Source organism: Streptomyces sp. DSM 106670 (genome assembly GCF_055792845.1).
The window spans coordinates 2,196,433-2,215,198 of the sequence record NZ_CM147704.1; the positions used below are offsets into that span (position 1 = coordinate 2,196,433).

The following is an 18,766-nucleotide window of genomic DNA, read 5'->3' on the forward strand; positions in this document are numbered from 1 at the left end:
TGACAAGAACATTTCAGCCAGATTGGAAATCCGCGAATGGGGTAGATCCCCCCAGTTCCGGGTCAGACTCACTTCTCAGCAATTCGCACCGCACCAAGCACACTCTTCCCGCCCGCCGCCCAGCCGTGCCTGGGGCCTGCCACCGAGCCGTCTCGGACAGGAGGCCGGAAGTATTTCAGTGACTTGATCTGTTGAGGTTACGGATGTTGATGGGCAACGATGTGAAATCCACCGCGCCCGCGTTTCCGGGCAGAGAGACCATCCTCTACGAGATACGACAGGCCCTCGGGCGAGCGGCGTCCGGGGGCGGCGGCTGCCTGGTCGTCGAAGGCGCCGCGGGGACCGGAAAGAGCGAACTGCTGCGCCTGGCCGGAATGCACGGGGAGGCCTCGGGCTTCGGCCTCGTCGCCGGCACGGCCGTACCACTGGACACCGGGGCCCCCTTCAGCACACTGCGCCGCGTCCTGAGGGAGAACCTCTCCGCGCGGGACTATGTCCTCCTCACCGACCGCCGGACCTTCGATCCGCTCGCTCCGGTCGACCGCATCGTGGAATTCCTCCGGCGCTCCACCCGGGACCGGCCGCTGCTCGTGGCCCTCGACGACGCACACCTCGTGGACGATCTCACCGCCGACGCCCTGCGCAATCTGATCGACGCCTCGGTCACCCTGCCGGTCCTGTGGATACTGGCGCGCGGCGCCTCGCGCACACCCGGTCATGCCCAGGAGACCATCGACTGGCTCATCCGGGAAGGGGCCGCGCGCCACCGGCTGGAATCGCTTTCACCGGAAGCCGTGGCGGAGATATCCGCGGAACTGCTCGGCGCCTGCCCGGACGACGATGTTCTCGCCCTGGTGGCCCGCGTCAACGGAAATCCCTTTCTCCTCAACGAACTTCTCGTCACCTCCCTGTCCGACGGGAGAATTTGCGTTCAGGACGGTGTCGCCGTCCTCCTCGACGCCGAGCCCGCACCCGCATTCCGGCAGGCCGTCGTGCATCATCTGCGCGGGCTCTCCCATGAATGCCTGCGCATTCTGGATGCCGTGGCCGTGCTGGGCCAGAGGTTCTCCATCCATGAGGCGGCCGGGCTGCTGGGCCGCAATCCGGTGGAACTGCTGCCGCTGATCGGCGAGCTGATCGCCGCGTCGGTGCTGGAGGACGAGGGGCCCACCCTCGCCTTCCGGCATCCGCTGGTCCGCGAGACCCTGTACGACCGGCTCTCCGAGCCCACCCGGACCGCCCTGCACCGGGAGGCGGCCGCCACTCTGTGGCGCGAGGGCCGGTCGGCGCCCACCTTCCTGGAGCATCTGATGCTCGGCCGGCGGGGCGAGGGCGACGGCCTCGTCCCGGCCGCCGCGCATCCGGAGGCCCGGTTCGCGCCGGAGACGGAACAGTTCGCGCCGGAGGCCGGGCCGTTCGTGCCGGAGACGGGACCGTTCTTACCCGAGGCCGGGCAGCTTGCCCTGACCGGCACCGGCAGGGGCCCGGCTGCTCCGCCCGCCCCGCCGCCGGCCCCGTACGCCGAGCTGATGTACCGGACGACGCTGCGGTACTCGGCCGCCCAGGTGCAGGGCCTGCACGCGCAGATGGTCGCGCACGCCCGCGCGGCGCTCCGGATCGCCCGCGACCACGGGGACCGGACGAGCCGGGCCCACCACCAGCTGTGGCTGGCGGTCGCGCTGACCGCGTCGGACGAGTTCGACCAGGCCGGGGAGATCCTCGCCGAGCGGTGCGACCCCTCCGACCATGTGGCGCTGCCCTGGGTGCGGCCCATGTGGCACTACCACCGGGCCCAGTTGAAGCTGGCGGCCGGGCAGCTGGAGGAGGCGGACGAGGACGCCGTCGAGGCGGTGCGCATCTGTGAGCGGCTCGCCGCACCGGCCCTCGCGGTCGGGCCGCTCGCGCTGCGCATCCGGGTGGCGGTCCACCGGCACGAGCTGACGGAGGCCAACCGCCATGTCGTCCACGCCTCCCGGCTGTCGGCGGCCGCGAGCGGCGCGGCGCGGGAGGAGCTGTCCTGGGTGACGGCTCTGCTGCACAGTGCGGAGGAGAACCGGGAGTCCGCACTCGACACCCTCTCCCCCGTCTACTCCGGCGTCCCGAAGCGGCCCCTGTTACTGACCCGGGAACCGCACGCGGGCGCCTGCCTGGTCCGTACGGCGATGAACGCCGGGGACTCCGAACGCGCCACGGCCGTCGCCGAGGCGGCCCGCCTGGTCGCCACCCGCAACCCCACGGTGGTCTCGGCGGTCGCCGCCGCCGCGCACGCCGAGGGCGTCCTGTGCAACGACGTGGGCCGGCTGCGCGCCGCCGTGTCGGCGTACCGCTCCGGACCCCGGCCGCTCTCGCTCGCCGCGGCCACCGAGGACCTGGCGCTGGCGGAGAACGAGGCGGGCGGCCGGAGCACGGCGATCGGTCTGCTCAACGAGGCGCTGGCCCGCTACCAGAACCACGGTGCCCGGGGCGACGCCCTGCGCGTACGCAAGACCCTGCGCTCCCTGGCGGTGCGGCGCCGCACCCGCGGGCGCGACCGTGACCTGGACCCGGTCGAGGGGCCCCGGGCCCGGTGGGACCAGCTGACCCCGTCCGAGCTGCGCGTGGTGCGGCTGGTGGCGCAGGGGCTGACCAACCGGGAGGTGGCGGAGAAGCTGTTCCTCTCCCCGCACACCGTGGACAGCCATCTGCGGCACAGCTTCACCAAGCTCGGGGTGACCAGCCGGGTCGAGCTGACCCGTCAGGTGCTGACCCACGAGGAGGTCCCGCCGGCCGGCTCGGCCTGAGCCGACGGCGTCCGCGCGCGCCCGGCCGAGTTCACGAGAACACGTGATGCCGCGTATCCCGTGCCCCAACACACTTGAGCCGTCCAAGGGTTGGTGACGCAACGGCAGAGAGGCACTTCATGACGAACGCGATCGGACCCAACTTCCTCACCCTCCAGGTCCGTGACGTCGAACGGGCCCGGCGCTTCTACACGGAGGTGATCGGCTTCAAGGAGACGGAGTCCAAGGTCCCCACCGCCGCCGTGCTGGAGACCGAGCCCATCAAGATCGCCCTGCGCCAGGCCACGGTGGACCTGGACTCCGTGACGGAGCTCGGCTGGGGCGTCGTCCTGTGGATCAAGGCGAAGGACCCGGACGGTCTGGCCAAGACGGTGGCGGACCACGGCGTGACCATCACCAAGCCGCCCTGCGACGGGTTCTGCGGCCGGGAGTTCCAGTTCAAGGACCCCGACGGCTACGAACTGACGGTCTACGAGGGCTGATCCGGCCGCTCCCGAGCGCTGCCGAGTGCTTTCGAGCGCTTCCGGCCGCCGCCGCACGCCGTCGCGCGGGCGGCGGCGGCCGCGAGGGCAGGTCCCCGTCGTCACTTCTTCCCGGAAGGAACGCATGCGCGAAAATACCGGCGTCATCAGCATGGGCCTCGCGCCGGCGGCACGGATGCCGCTGCGTGCCCGGCTCCGGCTCCTGGCCGAACCCACCCTCGGGGTGGGCAGTTTCCTCGATCATGCCCGTGCCGTCAGCCCCGACCCGTCGGCCCCTTTCCTCCTCGCGCAGCACGCGGGAGGCCCGGAGGAGGACGGTCTGGAGCGGCTGAGCCTCGACCGTCTGACGGAGATACGTGATGCGTACGCCTCCTGGTACCACGAGGCGGGCGTACGCAAGGGCGACCCGGTCGGCGTCTACGCCGGCGAGGGCATCGACGCCTTTCTGCACTTCCTGGCGCTGAGCTCGCTCGGCGCCATCGCCGCTCTGGTCAACGGCCGGATGAAACCGGCCGTGGCCGCCGAGTACCTGGCCCGGATCGGGGTGTACGGCCTGGTCGGCACGGCCGGGGGCATCGACCGGCTGCGCGAGTCGGGCGGTCTGCCGAAGACCCTGGCCTTCGAGAAGGACCTGCGCTCGTTCCCCCGCACCCGGAGCGCCCGGCCCTCACTGCCGGGCGTCTTCCCCTACCGGCACGGCGAGGACGACCTCGTGATGCTGTGCCACACCTCCGGCACCACCGGGCCGCCGAAGGCCGTCACCTTCGGCCACCGGCAGTTCTTCCGGGGCAAGCGGCACCGGCTGGTGAGCTTCCCCGACGCGGGCTCCAACCGGATGCTGTCCGCGCTGCCGCAGACCCACTCGGCGGGCATCAGCTATCTGATGACGGCCACCCTGCTGGGGCTGCCGACGCTGGTCATGGCGGACTCCTCGGGCGAGGCGGTGCACGACGCGGCCGGCTGGTTCCGGCCGACCCTGGTGGTCGCCTTCCCGCAGACGTACGCGGAACTCGCCCAACTCGACCTGTCGCCCTCGGCGGTCGGGAACGTCCACACCTGGATCAACACGGGCGACTCCGCGCACGAGGCGCACATCAAGGCGCTCATCCGGCACGGCCGGCGGCCCGGCGGGCGGAGCGGCGGACTGCCGGTCGCCCTGCCCGGCGGGCGGAGCTCGCGGGCCGGTTCCCGGTTCATCGACGGGCTCGGCTCCTCCGAGATGGGCATGGCGCTGTTCCGCAAGGTCAGCGAGCCGGAGCGGCAGGACTACGACCGGTGCGTCGGCAGGCCGGTCAAGGTGGTGGAGCGGGCCACCGTGCTCGACCCGGACGGACGGCAGCTCGGCCCCGGCCGGGCGGGAAGACTCGGCGTCATCTCACCGACGCGGACGCCGGGTTACTGGGGCAACACCGAGCTGACGGGCAAGTCGTCCGTCTCCGGGTTCTGGCTGACCGGGGACATCGTCTACCGGGACCGGCGCGGCCGGTTCTTCCATCTGGACCGGGTGCCGGACGTCATCGAGACCGCCGAAGGGCCGGTCTACAGCCTGCCGATGGAGGAGGCGATCCTGCTCGGCCTGCCCGAGGTCGCCGACTGCGCGGTCGTCGCGGTCGACGCTCCCCCGCCGCTCGGCAAGCAGGCGCCCTTCGCCACGGTCCTGCTGAAGCCCGGGGCGAAGGCTCCGGCCGACCTGCTGGCCGCGCTCAACGACGTACTGCGCGCCCGGGGGCTCACCGCCCTGAGCGCGGCGGTGCTCGCCACCGAGCCGGAGCACTTCCCGACCGGCGCCACCGGCAAGGTCCTCAAGCGCAGCCTGCGCGAACACTTCGCCGACGTACTCGTCCGGCCCTCGCCGGGCACCGAGGAGAGCAGCTCATGACCCGCTACCAGTTCGACCCCGAGCCGACCGGCGACGTTCCCCCGCCGGTCCGGATGTACGAAATGCTCTACAGCTCGCTGGTGAGCCAGCTGATCATCGCCGTGGCGGATCTGGGGGTCGCCGACGCCATCGGCGACGAGGTGCGCCATGTGGACGACATCGCGGAGCGGACCGGCGCGCACCCGGGCGCGCTCTACCGGGGCCTGCGGGCGCTGGCGAGCGTCGGGGTCTTCACGGAGGTGGAGCCGCAGACCTTCGCCCTCACCCCGCTGGCGGCGACGCTGCGCAGCGACGTACCGGGGTCGATGCGGGATCTGGCGCGGTACGTCGGTCTGCCCGAGCGGCAGAACTCCTTCGGTGCGCTGGCCCACAGCCTGCGCACCGGGAAGCCGTCGTTCAACCATCTGCACGGCACGGACTGGTGGACGTACTTCTCCGAACACCCGGAGCTGGCCTCGCTGTTCAACAGTGCGATGAGCAGCATGTCGGTGATGGTCAACTCCAGCACGCTGGACGCCTACGACCTCTCCGACGTACGCCGGCTGGTCGATGTCGGCGGCGGGCACGGGCGGCTGGTGGGCTCGTTGCTCCAGCGCTATCCGGAGATGACCGCGGTGGTCCACGATCTGCCGAGGGTGGTGCCGGACGCGGAGGCGGTGCTGGCCGGTCTGGGGCTCTCGGACCGGGCCGAGTGCGTCGGCGGGGACTTCCTGGAGTCGGTTCCGGAGGGCGGCGACGCCTATGTGCTGTCCTGGACGATCCATGACTGGGACGACGAGGACGCCGTACGGATCCTGCGCAACATCCGTAGGGCGCTGGGCGATTCGGGCCGGCTGATCATCATCGACGAGGTGCTGCCGGAGGGCGACACCCCGCACTTCGGCAAGTTCGAGGACATCGTGATGCTGACGCTGCTGACCGGGCATGTGCGGACGGAGGCCGAGTACGTGGACCTCTTCGAGAAGGCCGGGTTCCGGCACAAGGAGACCCGGCCGACCCGGGCGCCCACGAGCGTGATCGTGGCGGTGCCCGCGTAGCGGGGCGGCCGGTGGACGGCCCGGGGCCCGGGGAACCGATCGGTTCCCCGGGCCCCGGGCCGTTGTGGCGGTCGGCGGTCCTACTTCTCCAGGCAGAACTCGTCGATCGCGTAGCCGACGTGCCGGTCGGCGGTGGGCAGATAGCCGAGGACGACGTCGCCGGGCTTGAGTTCGGTGCTGTTGTGCACGACCCCGCCAGGGCCGAGCACCCGGACGTGCCAGTCGTCCTGGAGGATCAGGTTGACCGTGGTGCCGTTGGCGGCCACCGCGTCCACCGAGAGCAGCGGACGGCTCTCGATCTTGACCCGGCCGACGGCCACGACCCGGGTCTGGCCCTTGACGTCGACGGCGAGCACCTTGCTGCCGGCGGTGAGTTCGCTGAGGTAGTGGGTGCGGGAGTTCTGGGACAGCGTGTACGAGTGGATGGCTCCGGCGTTCACCCGGAACGGCCGGGTGGGCATGTAGGGCAGCGGATGGGTCTCGCTGACGCAGAGGATCATGCCCTTGGAGTGGGAGCCGACGAGGATGCCCTCGTCCTGGCGGAAGTGCGTGACGGTGTCGACGCAGGCCCGCTCCCCCATGCCGATGTGGGCGGTGGCGGTGATGGTGAGTTCGACCATGTCGAGGTCCGGGGTGCGGGAGACGGCCGAGGCCTTGAGGGCGGTGGCGTCGCCGACCTTCGCCGGGGCCAGCATCACACCGTCGGAGCCGAGTTCCAGCACACCGAAGATGATCTCGGCCTCCTCGACGTCCTGGGCGACGGTGATGATGCTGCCGGTGCCCTTGGCGGCCTTGCCCGCCGCGATGACGATCTCCAGCGGGATCTTCGTGGGGTCGCGGAACCACAGGATGCTCCACCGCTCGGTGGCGGCCGCGCGGCAGGCCACCTCCAGGGTCGGGGCGTCCACGATCTCCACGTACCGGCCGAACTCCACGCCGGGGTGGCGGGCGGCGAGGACGGCGGGCTCGCCGTGCTGCTCCGGCCGTACGATCACGATGTCGGCCTGGCCGAAGTCCTCCGGCAGGTCCGGGCCGTCGGGGAAGAGCACCTTCTTCACGGTCGGCGGGAGATCCGCCAGGTCCGCCGCGGAGGACGCCACCACACCGTCCAGCCGCTGGTGCACCGCCTCCTCCAGGACGGCGGGGGTGATGTCGTTCTTCTTGCGCAGATCGAGCCAGGTGAGCTTCATGGTCCTCTTCCTCGGTTTCCTCGGTGCGTTCCGGATGGGGCGAGGTGGTGACGGGGATGGTCAGAGGCGGGCCGGGCCGTACCGGGCGGGCGGGGCGTGCACCAGGTCGGCGATCTGACGGGCGCGTTTGCCCGGGTCGTCGGCCTGGAAGATGTTGCGCCCCATGGCGAGCCCGCCGACGCCGGTGTCGAGGATGTCGCCCACCGCGTCGAGCAGTTCCTCGGTGGTGGCGGCGGCCTGTCCGCCGGCCACCAGGACGGGGACCGGGCAGGCGCTCACGACGTCGGCCAGGTCCGTCACCGTACGGGGGCAGGGGACCTTGACCAGGTCCGCGCCCAGGTCGGCGGCGAGGGTGGCGACATGTTTGATGAGCACCAGGTCCCGGGGGTCGCTGATCTCGGGGCCGCGCGGGTACATCATCGCCAGCAGCGGGATGTTCCAGCGGTCGCAGGCGTCCGCGACGGCGGCCATGTCGGACACCTGGACGGCCTCGCCCGCGGAGCCCACGTTCACATGGACGCTGACCGCGTCCGCACCCAGGCGCAGGGCGTTCTCGACGTCGCTGACCAGGTACTTGGCGTCGGGGTCGGGGGCGTGCATGGTGCTCACGCTGAGGTGCACGATCAGCGAGGTCCGGGTGAAGGGCTCGGTGTCGAGCCGGCGCAGGGTGCCCTTGTGCAGCACGACCGCGTCGACCCCGTTGTCGGCGAGCCGGCCCACCATGTGGTTCAGGCCCGCGGCCGAGGCGATGGGCCCGTCGGTGACGGAGTGGTCCAGCGGGACCACCAGCAGCCGGTCGGGAGAGTTCCGGTAGAGCTTGCGGGCGCGCAGGCGCGCGCCGAACGAGCCGTTGAGCGTCATGGGGGTGCTCCTTCTGTGCTCGTCACCGGTCATGCCGTGACCAGCGTCTGCGCTTCGAGGTCGTCGCGGCCGAGGCCGAACTCCTGGTGCAACGCGTTGACCGCCTCCGGAACCCGGTCCAGCGGGATGATCGCCGAGACCCGCAGGTTGGTCGAGGAGACCCAGCTCGGGGTGGCGTCCAGCCGGGCCAGGACGGCGAGGAGCCGCGCGGTGCAGTCGGGCCGGTTCAGCAGGCCCACCCCCACCAGCGAGACCTTGCCGACCTTCTCGTCGACCTCCGTCTCGCAGCCCAGGTGGGCGGCGATCCGGTCGATGGCCTCCCGCGCGGCGGGCAGCCTGCTGCCGGGCACGGCGAACCCCATCCGGAGGCCCGGACCGTCCGGGACGCCGAAGGAGAGCAGGTCGATGGGGACGGCGGACCGGGCCAGTTCGGTGAGGATGTCCGCCGCGAGACCGTCCCGTGCACGGTCCGAGCGGGTGAGGGCCATCGCGATGTTCATGTCGTGCGCGACGGCGGTGACAGGTCCCTGCGTTTCGAGCATGTCGGCGCTCCGTCCGAGGATGGTGGTTCCGGGTTCTGCCGAGAACGAGCCGCGTACCACCACGTCCAGATCGTTGGCCGCGGCCAGTTCCACCGCACGCGAATGCATCACCCGCGCCCCGGCGAAGGCCATTTCGGCCATCACCGCCGCGTCGACGGTGGGCAGCACGCGCGCTTCCGGTACGACCCGGGGGTCGGCGGTGTAGATCCCCGGAACGTCCGTGTGGATCTCGCAGGCGCGGGCGCCGAGCACGGCCGCCAGCGCCACCGCGGTGGTGTCCGAACCACCGCGGCCGAGTGTGATCACGTCTCCTCTCCCGTCGCCGCCCTGGAAGCCGGAGACCACGACGACCCGTCCGCGCCCCAGTTCGGCGAGCAGCCGGCCCGTCTCGATCGCGGAGATCATCCCCGCGCCGTACGTGCCGCTCACGCGGATGCCCGCCTGCGGCCCGGTCAGCGAGACGGCGGGCAGCCCCCGGTCGTGCAGGGCGATGGCGAGCAGCGCGGCGGCGGCGTTCTCCCCCGTGGTGAGCAGTTGGTCGAGCTCCCGGGGCGGCGGCGCGGCACCGAGCTCCGCGGCCGCCGACAGCAGGACGTCGGTCTCCTCGCCCCGGGCCGAGACGACGACCACCGAGCCCCGCTCCGCGGAATGGGAACGGGCGACGACCTCCGCGACCTGGCGGATTTTCTCGGGAGTCGCCAAGGAACTCCCGCCGAACTTCTGGATCGCTGCTGGCATATGTCCTCGCACCGGATGATCGGGGCACATGACGTTGCGCGAATTCATTTCTACACATCGGCGATGGGTACCGGATCACGGATACACGTGATGTACGGCTTCGGCGTTCCGGAAATCCCCGGACGCCCGAACTCCGCCCGCACGCCGCCGATATCCCGCGTTGGCGTGATGTGCCGTCGCGGCGATACGGCATAGCGTCCGCGGGGTAGTCCGATTGTTCTCCGTGTACGGCCCGGGGCCCGAGGAGTGTCATGCCGAATGACAGCGCAAGGCCGTTCACCGGCCAGGAGACGGACGAGGAGCGGACGGCCGGTGATCCATCACCGGCCGACGAGGGCGTCACCCGGATCTGTGTGATCGGCGCGGGCCCGCGTGGCATCTCGGTGGTGGAGCGGCTCTGCGCCAACGCCGGGCTCCCGTATCTGCGCGAGCGCCGGTACGCCGTGCACCTGGTCGACCCGTTTCCGAGCGGCGGACAGGTGTGGCGCACCGGCCAGCGGGCCGAGTTGCTGATGAACACGGTGGCGTCGCAGATCACGCTGTACTGCGACGAGTCCGTGGACTGCGCGGGGCCGGTCGTGCCCGGCCCCAGCCTGCATCAGTGGGCGGCCCTGCTGGAGGAGCTGGGCTCGGGCGGGCTGCCGGCCGATGTCCGCCGGGAGGCGGCGGCGCTGGGCCCCGACGCGTACCCCACGCGCCGGCTCTACGGGCACTATCTGATGTGGGTCCTGGACCGGCTGCGGCGCGGCGCTCCGCCCAACCTGACCATCACGGTCCATCACGCCACGGCCGTGGCGCTGCGCGACGCACCGGGCGGCCGGCGGACCCAGGTGGTCACGCTGGACCGGGGCGGCGAGGTGGCCGAGCTGGACGCGGTGGTGCTGGCCCAGGGCCACGTACCGGTGGAACCGACCGCGCGGGAGCGGGAGTTCGCCCGGTACGCGCGGCGCAACGGGCTCCTCTACTTTCCGCCCGCCAACCCCGCCGATGTGGACTTCGCCGCGATCGGGGCGGGGCAGCCGACCGGGCTGCTGGGGATGGGGCTGACCTTCTTCGACGTCGTCGCGCTGCTGACCGGCGGACGCGGCGGGACCTTCGAGCGCGACAACGGCGGGGCGCTGGTGTACCGCCCGTCGGGGCTGGAGCCGGTGCTGTACGCGGGGTCGCGGCGCGGCATTCCGTACCACGCGCGCGGCGAGAACGAGAAGGGCGTCTCCGGGCGGCACGAGCCGCTGTTCCTGACCCCGGCGGCCATCGAGGAGCTGCGCGAGCGGCACCGGAGCACCGGGACGCTGTCCTTCCGCGAGCACGTCTGGCCGCTGGTCTCCCGGGAGGTGCGCGCGGTCTACTACCGGGCGCTGCTCACCGAGCGGGGCGAGGCGGCGGCCGGTGCGGTGTTCTGCGCGGAGTTCGTGGCCCGGGGCGGCCCCGAGGGCGCCGAGGAGGCCGCGCTGCTGGACCGTCACGGCATTCCGGCGGAGCGGCGCTGGTCCTGGCCGCTGATCGAACGGCCCTACGGTGAGCGGGAGTTCGCGGACCGGTGGGTGTTCCAGGGGTGGCTGCTCGGCCATCTGCGCGACGATGTGGCCGAGGCGCTGAAGGGCAATGTGAGCAGCCCGTTGAAGGCGGCCCTGGATGTGCTGCGCGATCTGCGCAACGAGATACGGCTGGTGGTCGACCACGCCGGCATCAGCGGCCGTTCGTACCGCGACGAGCTGCGGGCCTGGTACACCCCGCTCAACGCGTATCTCTCGATCGGCCCGCCGGCCCGCCGGATCGAGGAGCTGATCGCCCTGATCGAAGCCGGCGTCGTCCGGATGTGCCTGCCCGGGGTGCGGGCCGAACCGGAGCCGGAGCAGGGCGGGTTCGTCCTCCGGTCGGCCGGGGCGCCCGCCTCCGGCGTACGGGTCTCGGCGCTGATCGAGGCGCGGCTCAGCGAGCCCGACCTCCGCTCCACCACCGATCCGCTGCTGCGCTCGCTGCTGCGCTCGGGCCAGTGCGCGCCGTACCGCATCCCGGACGGCGCCGGCGGGTTCCACGAGACCGGCGGGGTGGCCGTCTCGCGCAGGCCATACCACCTGCTGGACGCGGCCCGCCGCCCGCATCCGCGCCGGTTCGCCTTCGGGGTGCCCACCGAGTCCGTGCACTGGGTGACGGCGGCGGGCGTACGTCCCGGCGTCAACTCGGTCATCCTCGGCGACAGCGACGCCATCGCGCGCCGCTGCCTGGCGGCGGTCCGGCCTGCCGCCGCGGCCCCGGCCCGCCACGACGCCCCGCTGCGCCGCCACATCCCGCTGCCCTGGCTGCCCACCAGCTGCCCGCCGGCGGCCGTCCCCGCCCCCACCGCCCAAGGAGCCTCATGAACGGCGATCGGCACGATGTGGGTCTGCTCTCCCCGGTCTGGGCGGGCGGCGGCGCGGAACCGCTGGTCTCCGACCGCGCCTATCTGGAGGCCATGCTGGAGGTGGAGGTCGCGCTGGCCGAGACCCAGGCCGAACTGGGCATCGTGCCCGCCTCGTCGGTCGGCCCGATCAGGGCGGCGGCCCGCTCGGGCCGGATCGATCCGGTGGCGCTCGCCCATGGCTCGCGCCGGGCCGCGAACCCGGTCGTCGGCCTCGTCGGGGCGCTGACCGAGGCGGTGGCGGCGCTGTCGCCCGAGGCGGCGGAGCATGTGCACCACGGCTGCACCAGTCAGGACGTGCTGGACACCGCGACCGTCCTGGTCGCCGCCCGGGCGCTGCGGTACACCGACGACGCCCTGGTCAGGACGGCGGACGCGCTGGCGCTGCTGGTGGCGCTCCACCGTGACACCCCGATGGCCGGCCGGACGCTGACGCAGCACGCCGTGCCGATCACCTTCGGTCTCAAGGCGGCGGGCTGGCTGAGCCTGGTGCTGGACGCGTCGGACCGGCTGAGGGCGGTGCTGGCCACCGGTCTGCCCGCCCAGCTCGGCGGGGCGGCGGGCACCCTGGCCGCGTACAACGAGTACGCCGTCGGCACCCCGGCGGCGGTCGGGGGCGGGCTGCCCGGCCGGGGCACCGAGCTGGTCGGACCGTTCGCCCGACGCCTCGGCCTGACCGCCCCCTCCGTGCCCTGGCACGCGTTGCGCACCCCGTTCGCCGACCTGGGCGCGGTGCTCTCCTTCACGGCGGGCGCACTGGGCAAACTCGCCGTGGACGTCCAGGGGTTGGCCCGTACGGAGGTGGCGGAGGCGGCCGAGCCGTCCGGCGAGGGCCGGGGCGCCTCCTCGGCCATGCCGCAGAAACGCAACCCGGTCCTCGCCACGCTGATCGCCTCGGCCGCCCGCCAGGTGCCGCCGCTCGCCCTCGTCCTCACCCAGGCGCTGGTCTCCGAGGACGAGCGGGCGGCGGGCGGCTGGCACGCGGAGTGGCAGCCGCTGCGGGAGTGCCTGCGGCTGACGGCGGGCGCGGCCGACAGCGCGGCCGAACTGGCCGCCGGACTCGCGGTGTTCCCGGACCGGATGCGCGCCAACCTGGAGTCGGGCGAGGGCGAGCTGTTCGCGGAACGGCTCAACGCGCTGCTCGCGCCGACCGTGGGCAAGGCGGCGGCGAAGCGGCTGCTGGCCCGGCTGTCGGCGGAGGCGGCGGAGGCTGCGGGAGCTGCGGGAGCTGCGGGGGCCCACGCGGCGGCGGGCGGCCCCGGTCCCTCGTTCGCCGAGCGGCTGGCCGCCGTACCGGAGGCCGCCGCGCTGTTCACCGGCCCCGGGGCGCCGAAGGACCTGCTGGAGCCCTCGGGCTATCTGGGCGCCGCCGGCATCCTGGCGGACCGGGTCCTGGCCCGGCACGCGGACCGCTGAGCGACGGGCGCCCGGCACCGGCTCCCGCGGTCCGGGATCCGGGATCCGGGCGCCCCGCCGGCCGCGCGGGTCAGGATCCGACCGGCCTGACGGACTGCGCGTGGCGGAAGACGTTCCGCCGGTCCCAGCGGGACTTGGCACGCTGGAGCGCGGGGTAGTTCTGCTTCCAGTAGAGGTCGTGCCAGGCGACGCCGGAGCGGTTGCGCCGCACCCGGTCGGTGAGGTCGCCGTCGGCGTAGTTGATGTAGCAGCCGTCGGTGACGTCGTCGAGGACGGGCACCCCGCCGGTCGAGGCGTAGACGGTGGAGTAGGCCCGCCGGATGTACGCGAAGTGCTTCGCGTCGTCGCCGGGGTTGGCCCAGGCCGTGCCCCACAGCAGCTTCAGCACGCTGTCGCGGTGCGGCTGGGCGGTAGCGGTCGACGACACCGCGTTGACCTGGCCGCCGTGCGCGGCGATGGAGACGACGAAGGCCGGGTGGTCGTAGTCGGAGTCCGTGAGCACCCGGTAGAGGCCGGCCGTCTGCTCGCCGGTGAGCCCCTTGCGGTGGTAGCTGGACTTGTACTTGTAGCGGTCGGTGGGGTTGCTCATCCAGAACCCGGGCCAGCCGGTGGCCTGGAACCAGGGCAGCCGGTGCAGCTCCTGAACGTTTACGGGGGTCACGCCCACGCCGTCGTTGACGGCGGCCAGGAAGTCGGCGAGGAGCCGGGAGGCGCCCGGAACGGCGGTGTCCATCTGCACGGCGAGCAGGACGCCGCCGCCGGCCGCCTTCGGGCCGGGCTCCAGACGGGCGGTCAGCCCGGTGTACGGGGAGGTGGGCGAGCTGTTCCGCTCGTTCCAGAGGCCGTAGTTGTGCACGAGCCGGGTGAAGCTCCGCTCGTTCAGCCGGTCCCAGGGCCACTGGAGCCAGGTCACCAGGACGTCGGAGGGCGGGGCGGGCAGCAGGGCCGAGGGGTTGGTGCCGGTCGCGGTGGGCGAGCGGAACCAGTAGCGGGTCACGACGCCGAAGGTGCCGCCGCCACCGCCGGTGTGGGCCCACCACAGGTCGCGGTTGGGGTCGTCGGCCTCGCGGGTGGCCACGACGGAACGGGCCCGCCCGTCGGGGTCGACGACGACGACCTCGACGGCGTACAGATAGTCGACGACCAGCCCGTGGAGCCGGCTCAGGTTGCCGTAACCGCCGCCGGTGACATGGCCGCCGACGCCGACCGAGTAGCAGGCCCCGCCGGGCAGGGTGACGCCCCACTGCCGGAACATCACCTGGTACATCTCGCCGAGCGTGGCGCCGCCCTCCACCGAGAACGCGTTCATCCGCGCGTCGTGGGCGACCGCGCGCATGGCCGACATGTCGATGATCACCTTGACGTCCGGGTGGTCGACGAAGTTCTCGTAGCAGTGGCCCCCGCCGCGGACGCTGATCCGCTTGCCGGCCGTCACCGCCTCCTGCACCGCGCTGACCACCTGGGCGGTGCTGTTGGGCAGCCGTATCGCCTCGGGCCTACTGCTGAACAGCTGGTTCTGACCGCTGGTCAGCCCCGAGTAGCGGATGTCCGTCGGGGCCACGGTCAGCGCGCGGATCTGCCGCGTACGGGCGGGGCTCCCGGACGCCGCCGCCTCGGCCGGCCCGACCAGCGCCGTGGCCCCCACCGCCGCCGCGGTGCCGGTGAGAAGTCGTCTGCGCGATACCGGGGTCATGGTTCTTCCTCCGTTGTCGACGATCCCCGGCGAGCTGCCGGGTTGCCTGTTCCGGGGAAGATGTCATCGCGGCGCACACCGCCACATCACGTGATCACGTGATGCCCGGCGCACGCCTCCCCGGTTGACTTGACCACGGCAACGACGTGACGACCGTGACGACCGTGAGGAAGCCGATGAGTATCCCGTGGGGCCCGCAGGGCGCTGGAACAGGATCGGAATCGATTACGTACGTGGCTCCCGGCGAAGGGCCCAGTGTCTGGGCCCTGCAGGGCGACAAGTACACGGTGAAGGCGGGAAAGGGCACCACCGGCCCGGGATTCACCCTGCTCGAAGGGGAGATAGCCCCGGACAACGGTCCGCCGATGCACATCCACAACGACGCGGACGAGATCTTCTATCTTCTCGACGGTGAACTCACCGTGGCGTCGGGCGACGAAGTCATCAAGGCGGAGAGCGGGGCGTTCATCTTCATTCCGCGCGGCGCCAAGCACAAATTCCGCAACGACTCCAGCAAAATCACGAAGCTGCTCTTCGTGCTCGCTCCGGCCGGATTCGAGAACTTCTTCATGGAGATCGGCTCGCCGGTCGTGCCGGGGAAGGACCGCCCGGACGAGCCGGTCGGCTACGAACAGCTGGTGGTGCAGCGGGCGGAGGACTTCGGCATGATCATCGTGCCGGAGTGAGCCCGGTGGTCGCGGTGGCCGCGGCACGACGGCCACCGCGACACGACAGGGAACAGCGGCGGAGGCCGCCCACCGATACTCCTCCGGTGGGCGGCCTCCGCCGCTGTGCTCGTCGCTGTTCCTGTCGCTGTTCCCGTCGCTGTTCCGTGGGTGTCAGCCCTGCGCGGCCCGCTTCAGCAGCGCCTCGTACACGGGACCGGGCTCGTCCCGGTCCACGACGGGGAAGCCGGCCCCCATCGGGCCGAGCCAGTGGCGTTCGACGCCCGGGTTGTGGGCGTCGAGCCCGCCGGGAGCGAACACGTGCGGGCTGCCCTGCACGGCGTCGCTCAGCGAGACGGCCAGCTGCTCCTCGATGGCGGCCCGGGCCCGCCCGCGCACCAGGGCCCGCTTGAGCTCATCGGCGTCCACCCCGGCGCACGCGCGGGCGACGGCGAGGATCTCGTGGCGCATCGTGATGGTGCGGCTCTGCCCGAACAGCGCCACGCGCAGGGCCAGATCGAGGGTCTCGCTCGCCGCGAGCTCCTGCTCCTTGGCCGCCTCGACGGCCTCCATCGCGGGCAGGGTGCTCACCGGGTAGGTGTGGTCGGGGCGTTGCCACATCTGCCAGCCGGCCGCCGGCTCCAGCGCGCCGACGACCGGGGTCTCCGCGTCCAGGATCGTCTTGGGCGTGGACATCTCGTTGATCAGTTCCAGCGGGAACGCCCGGATGTCGAAGCGCACCCGCTCATCGAGCCCGAGCGCCGTCCTGGTGGTGTGCAGCCGGTAGAGCGCGAGGTGGGCCCAGGGACACCCGATGTCGGCGAAGACGACCAGCGTGCCGGGGGCGACGTCGATGCTCACCGGATCACCTCCGCCGGGCCGGGGGCGGTATCGCTGTCGCTGCTCACCGGATCACCTCCGCGGGGCCGGGGGCGGGCAGGGCCCGGATGCGTTCCGCGAGCAGGCGTGCGAAGTCCGCGAACGGCCTCGGCGGACGCCCGGTCAGCTCCCGCAGCGCCCCGGTGACCGTCTCGGCCTCCCCTGCGGTGTAGGTCGCGTACAGCTGGAGCCGGGCGGCCACCGCCCAGGCCGGGACGCCCGCCCCGAGCATCGCCTCGCGCGCCACGTCCTCGGAGACGTCCAGGTAGCGGATCCGCCGCCCGGAGGCCGCCGTCAACTCCTCGGCGGCCTCCGCGTATCCGAGCGCCCGGGGCCCCGTCAGCTCGTACACCTCGCCGTGGCCGGGCCGGCCGATGAGCAGGGTCGCGGCGGCCGCCGCGATGTCCCGTACGTCGACCATGCTGACGCGGGCCCGCCCGACCGGGAGCAGCACGGCGCCCCGGGAGGCGATGGTGCCGAGCCACTGGGCGGCGTTCTGTGTGAACGCGTTGGGGCGCAGGACGGTATGGGCGACGCCCCGGTCGGCCAGCGCCCGTTCGGCCAGGCCGTGCTGGCGGTGGACGAGGACCGGCGAATCCGGGGCCGCGCCCAGGGCCGACAGTTTGACGACATGGGCGACCCCGGCGGCCGCCGCCGCTTCGATGACGGTTCGCTGGAGCAGGTCCTGCCGGGGGTGGAACGGGGTCAGCAGGAACAGGGCCCGGGTGTCCGACAGCGCCTCGGCGAGCCGCCGTACGGACTCCGGTCCGCCGTCGCCCAGCTCCGCCTCGACCGGATCCGCCGACGCCACGACCGCCCCGGCCCGGCCCGGCCGGACGAGCGCCAGGGGCCGGTGGCCGCGCGCCGCCAACTCCCGTACGAGCGCGCTGCCGAGGGTGCCGGTGGCCCCGGTCACCGCGATCCGGCCGGCGGGGGCCGCGGTCACGGTGCGACCAGAGCTCCGGCCCCGACGTCCGCCAGCCGGTCGGGCAGCCGGTCCTCCAGCGCGGTGTCGGCGAGGAGTTCGCCGAGGACGGGGGCCATCTTGAAGAGGTTGTGCCCGGCGACGGCCGTGACGCCGGGGGTGTGCCAGGCCCGCAGCGCGTCGCTGCCCGCCGGCAGCTTGGTCATCACGCAGACGCGTACGCCCACGGGTTCGGGGTCGAGTCCGGGCAGCGCCCGCTCGACGTACGCGACGACCCGCCGGGCGTCGTCCAGGGTGGTGCTGCCCTCGGGCAGGGCGCCGTCCGGGCCGAACGGGATGTCGACCTCGGTGCCGATGAGCCCGATCACATACCGCCCGGTGTCGCCGATCGGAGACCCGTACACGGTCTCGCCCCAGATCCCGGCACGGTCGACCCAGCACGGCAACGCCCGGGTGCGGCCCGGCCGGTGGCCCCGGACCCGGAAGTGCGGGCGCACGTGCAGCCGCGACTCCAGCGGGATGTCGATCCCGACGCCCCGGGCGAGGGCCGGTACGGCGGTGCCCGCGGCGATCACGACGTGCCGGGCCCGGTAGATGGCCTCGGTGGTCTGGATCTCCACGCCGTCGCCGTCGGCGGGCACGGTGACGCTGTGGATGTGGGCGTTGACGATCCGGTCGCGCACCCAGCCGACGAGCGCGTCGATGGTGTGCCGGGCCCGTATCGCTCCGGCCCCCGGGTCGACGAGCAGCGGACCGTCCACCGGGGCGAGCCCGGGGAACACGGAGTCCTGCCCGGCGGCCTCCACGAAGTGGTGCGCCACCCCGTGCAGGGCCAGCCCCTTCACATCGGCGGGCCCCATCCCGGCGTAGACGGCGCCCTCGTCACCGATCAGCACCTTCCCGCTGCGCCGTTCCCACTCGGCGAACCCGGCCCGCCCGTCCACGGCGAGCGCCACATGCCGCTCGTCGTCGTGCCGGTGCCGGAACGTCCGGGTCAGCCCGCCGGACAGCCCGCTGCCGGGCACCCGCCCGTCGAAGCAGACGACGTCGGCGCCCCGGCGCACCAGACTGTCCGTGGTCGCGAGCCCGAGCACGCCCGCGCCGATGACCGCGATATCGATGTCACGCCGGTGTTCACCCATGGTCCGGGCTCCCGAGCCAGGAGTTCGTCGGCACAGAACGGGTCACGGTTGGCCTCCTGCCGCAGCGTCCAGTCAGCTTGCGGACCGAGCATCGTGGAGCGGCCGGGGGCTGCCATCACGCGTTCGCGTGATTCGT

14 protein-coding genes are annotated in these 18,766 nt (G+C 72.7%); 7 read left to right on the plus strand and 7 right to left on the minus strand.

The genetic code is table 11. The features are described from left to right. The first annotated feature begins 209 nt into the window (after window positions 1-209). The 4 genes from ACSMXR_RS09700 to ACSMXR_RS09715 all read left to right on the plus strand — a co-directional run bounded on the left by ACSMXR_RS09700 (window position 210) and on the right by ACSMXR_RS09715 (window position 6,178). Entirely contained in the window at window positions 210-2,780 is a 2,571-nt protein-coding gene (locus tag ACSMXR_RS09700; RefSeq protein WP_473171640.1) for a helix-turn-helix transcriptional regulator, read from the plus strand. Window positions 2,781-2,899: 119 nt separating this feature from the next. Further along, complete coding sequence (locus tag ACSMXR_RS09705; protein ID WP_030078093.1) at window positions 2,900-3,262, plus strand: VOC family protein; 363 nt, start codon at window positions 2,900-2,902, stop codon at window positions 3,260-3,262. 124 nt (window positions 3,263-3,386) lie between these two features. Then, complete coding sequence (locus ACSMXR_RS09710) at window positions 3,387-5,141, plus strand: class I adenylate-forming enzyme family protein (protein ID WP_473171641.1); 1,755 nt, start codon at window positions 3,387-3,389, stop codon at window positions 5,139-5,141. Then, window positions 5,138-6,178, plus strand: a complete 1,041-nt coding sequence (locus ACSMXR_RS09715; RefSeq protein WP_218527633.1) for a methyltransferase — start codon at window positions 5,138-5,140, stop codon at window positions 6,176-6,178. Before ACSMXR_RS09710 ends, ACSMXR_RS09715 begins: the two co-directional genes overlap by 4 nt. A gap of 80 nt (window positions 6,179-6,258) precedes the next feature. Here ACSMXR_RS09715 and ACSMXR_RS09720 read toward each other — a convergent pair whose 3' ends face one another. From ACSMXR_RS09720 to ACSMXR_RS09730, 3 genes are read right to left on the minus strand one after another with little or no spacing between them, the layout of a single operon-like run. Beyond that, window positions 6,259-7,368 (minus strand): 3-dehydroquinate synthase II, encoded by a 1,110-nt coding sequence (locus ACSMXR_RS09720; RefSeq protein ID WP_218527632.1) that lies wholly within the window; start codon window positions 7,366-7,368, stop codon window positions 6,259-6,261. A gap of 60 nt (window positions 7,369-7,428) precedes the next feature. Continuing rightward, on the minus strand, window positions 7,429-8,229 hold the full coding sequence (locus ACSMXR_RS09725) for a 2-amino-3,7-dideoxy-D-threo-hept-6-ulosonate synthase (RefSeq protein WP_137233284.1): 801 nt from the start codon (window positions 8,227-8,229) through the stop codon (window positions 7,429-7,431). A 29-nt stretch (window positions 8,230-8,258) separates the two neighbouring features. Further along, the gene (locus ACSMXR_RS09730) at window positions 8,259-9,509 is read right to left on the minus strand and encodes an aspartate kinase (RefSeq protein WP_473171642.1); all 1,251 of its coding nucleotides are present in this window, start codon (window positions 9,507-9,509) and stop codon (window positions 8,259-8,261) included. A gap of 251 nt (window positions 9,510-9,760) precedes the next feature. Here ACSMXR_RS09730 and ACSMXR_RS09735 point away from each other — a divergent pair, with 251 nt between their 5' ends. Next, window positions 9,761-11,872, plus strand: a complete 2,112-nt coding sequence (locus tag ACSMXR_RS09735; protein ID WP_473171643.1) for an FAD/NAD(P)-binding protein — start codon at window positions 9,761-9,763, stop codon at window positions 11,870-11,872. After that, window positions 11,869-13,326 carry a 3-carboxy-cis,cis-muconate cycloisomerase gene (gene pcaB / locus ACSMXR_RS09740; RefSeq protein ID WP_473171644.1) on the plus strand — a complete coding sequence of 486 codons (1,458 nt, stop codon included), beginning with the start codon at window positions 11,869-11,871 and terminating at the stop codon, window positions 13,324-13,326. Before ACSMXR_RS09735 ends, pcaB begins: the two co-directional genes overlap by 4 nt. Before the next feature lie 70 nt (window positions 13,327-13,396). Here the strand turns inward: pcaB and ACSMXR_RS09745 are convergent, their stop codons facing one another. Next, window positions 13,397-15,019, minus strand: coding sequence for an FAD-binding oxidoreductase (locus ACSMXR_RS09745; RefSeq protein ID WP_137233287.1), 1,623 nt, complete (start codon window positions 15,017-15,019; stop codon window positions 13,397-13,399). A 233-nt stretch (window positions 15,020-15,252) separates the two neighbouring features. On the opposite strand from ACSMXR_RS09745, the gene ACSMXR_RS09750 reads away from it, so the two are divergent. Beyond that, window positions 15,253-15,705, plus strand: a complete 453-nt coding sequence (locus ACSMXR_RS09750; RefSeq protein ID WP_050495505.1) for a cupin domain-containing protein — start codon at window positions 15,253-15,255, stop codon at window positions 15,703-15,705. A 153-nt stretch (window positions 15,706-15,858) separates the two neighbouring features. Here the strand turns inward: ACSMXR_RS09750 and ACSMXR_RS09755 are convergent, their stop codons facing one another. Genes ACSMXR_RS09755 through ACSMXR_RS09765 form a run of 3 tightly spaced genes read right to left on the minus strand, consistent with a single transcriptional unit; the run spans window position 15,859 to window position 18,630 of the window. After that, window positions 15,859-16,545 carry a DsbA family oxidoreductase gene (locus ACSMXR_RS09755; protein ID WP_473171645.1) on the minus strand — a complete coding sequence of 229 codons (687 nt, stop codon included), beginning with the start codon at window positions 16,543-16,545 and terminating at the stop codon, window positions 15,859-15,861. 43 nt (window positions 16,546-16,588) lie between these two features. Further along, window positions 16,589-17,509, minus strand: coding sequence for an NAD(P)H-binding protein (locus ACSMXR_RS09760; RefSeq protein WP_381908282.1), 921 nt, complete (start codon window positions 17,507-17,509; stop codon window positions 16,589-16,591). Continuing rightward, window positions 17,506-18,630: an NAD(P)/FAD-dependent oxidoreductase gene (locus ACSMXR_RS09765; protein ID WP_218527627.1), complete on the minus strand. Its 1,125-nt coding sequence runs from the start codon at window positions 18,628-18,630 to the stop codon at window positions 17,506-17,508. Before ACSMXR_RS09765 ends, ACSMXR_RS09760 begins: the two co-directional genes overlap by 4 nt. Window positions 18,631-18,766: the final 136 nt, after the last annotated feature.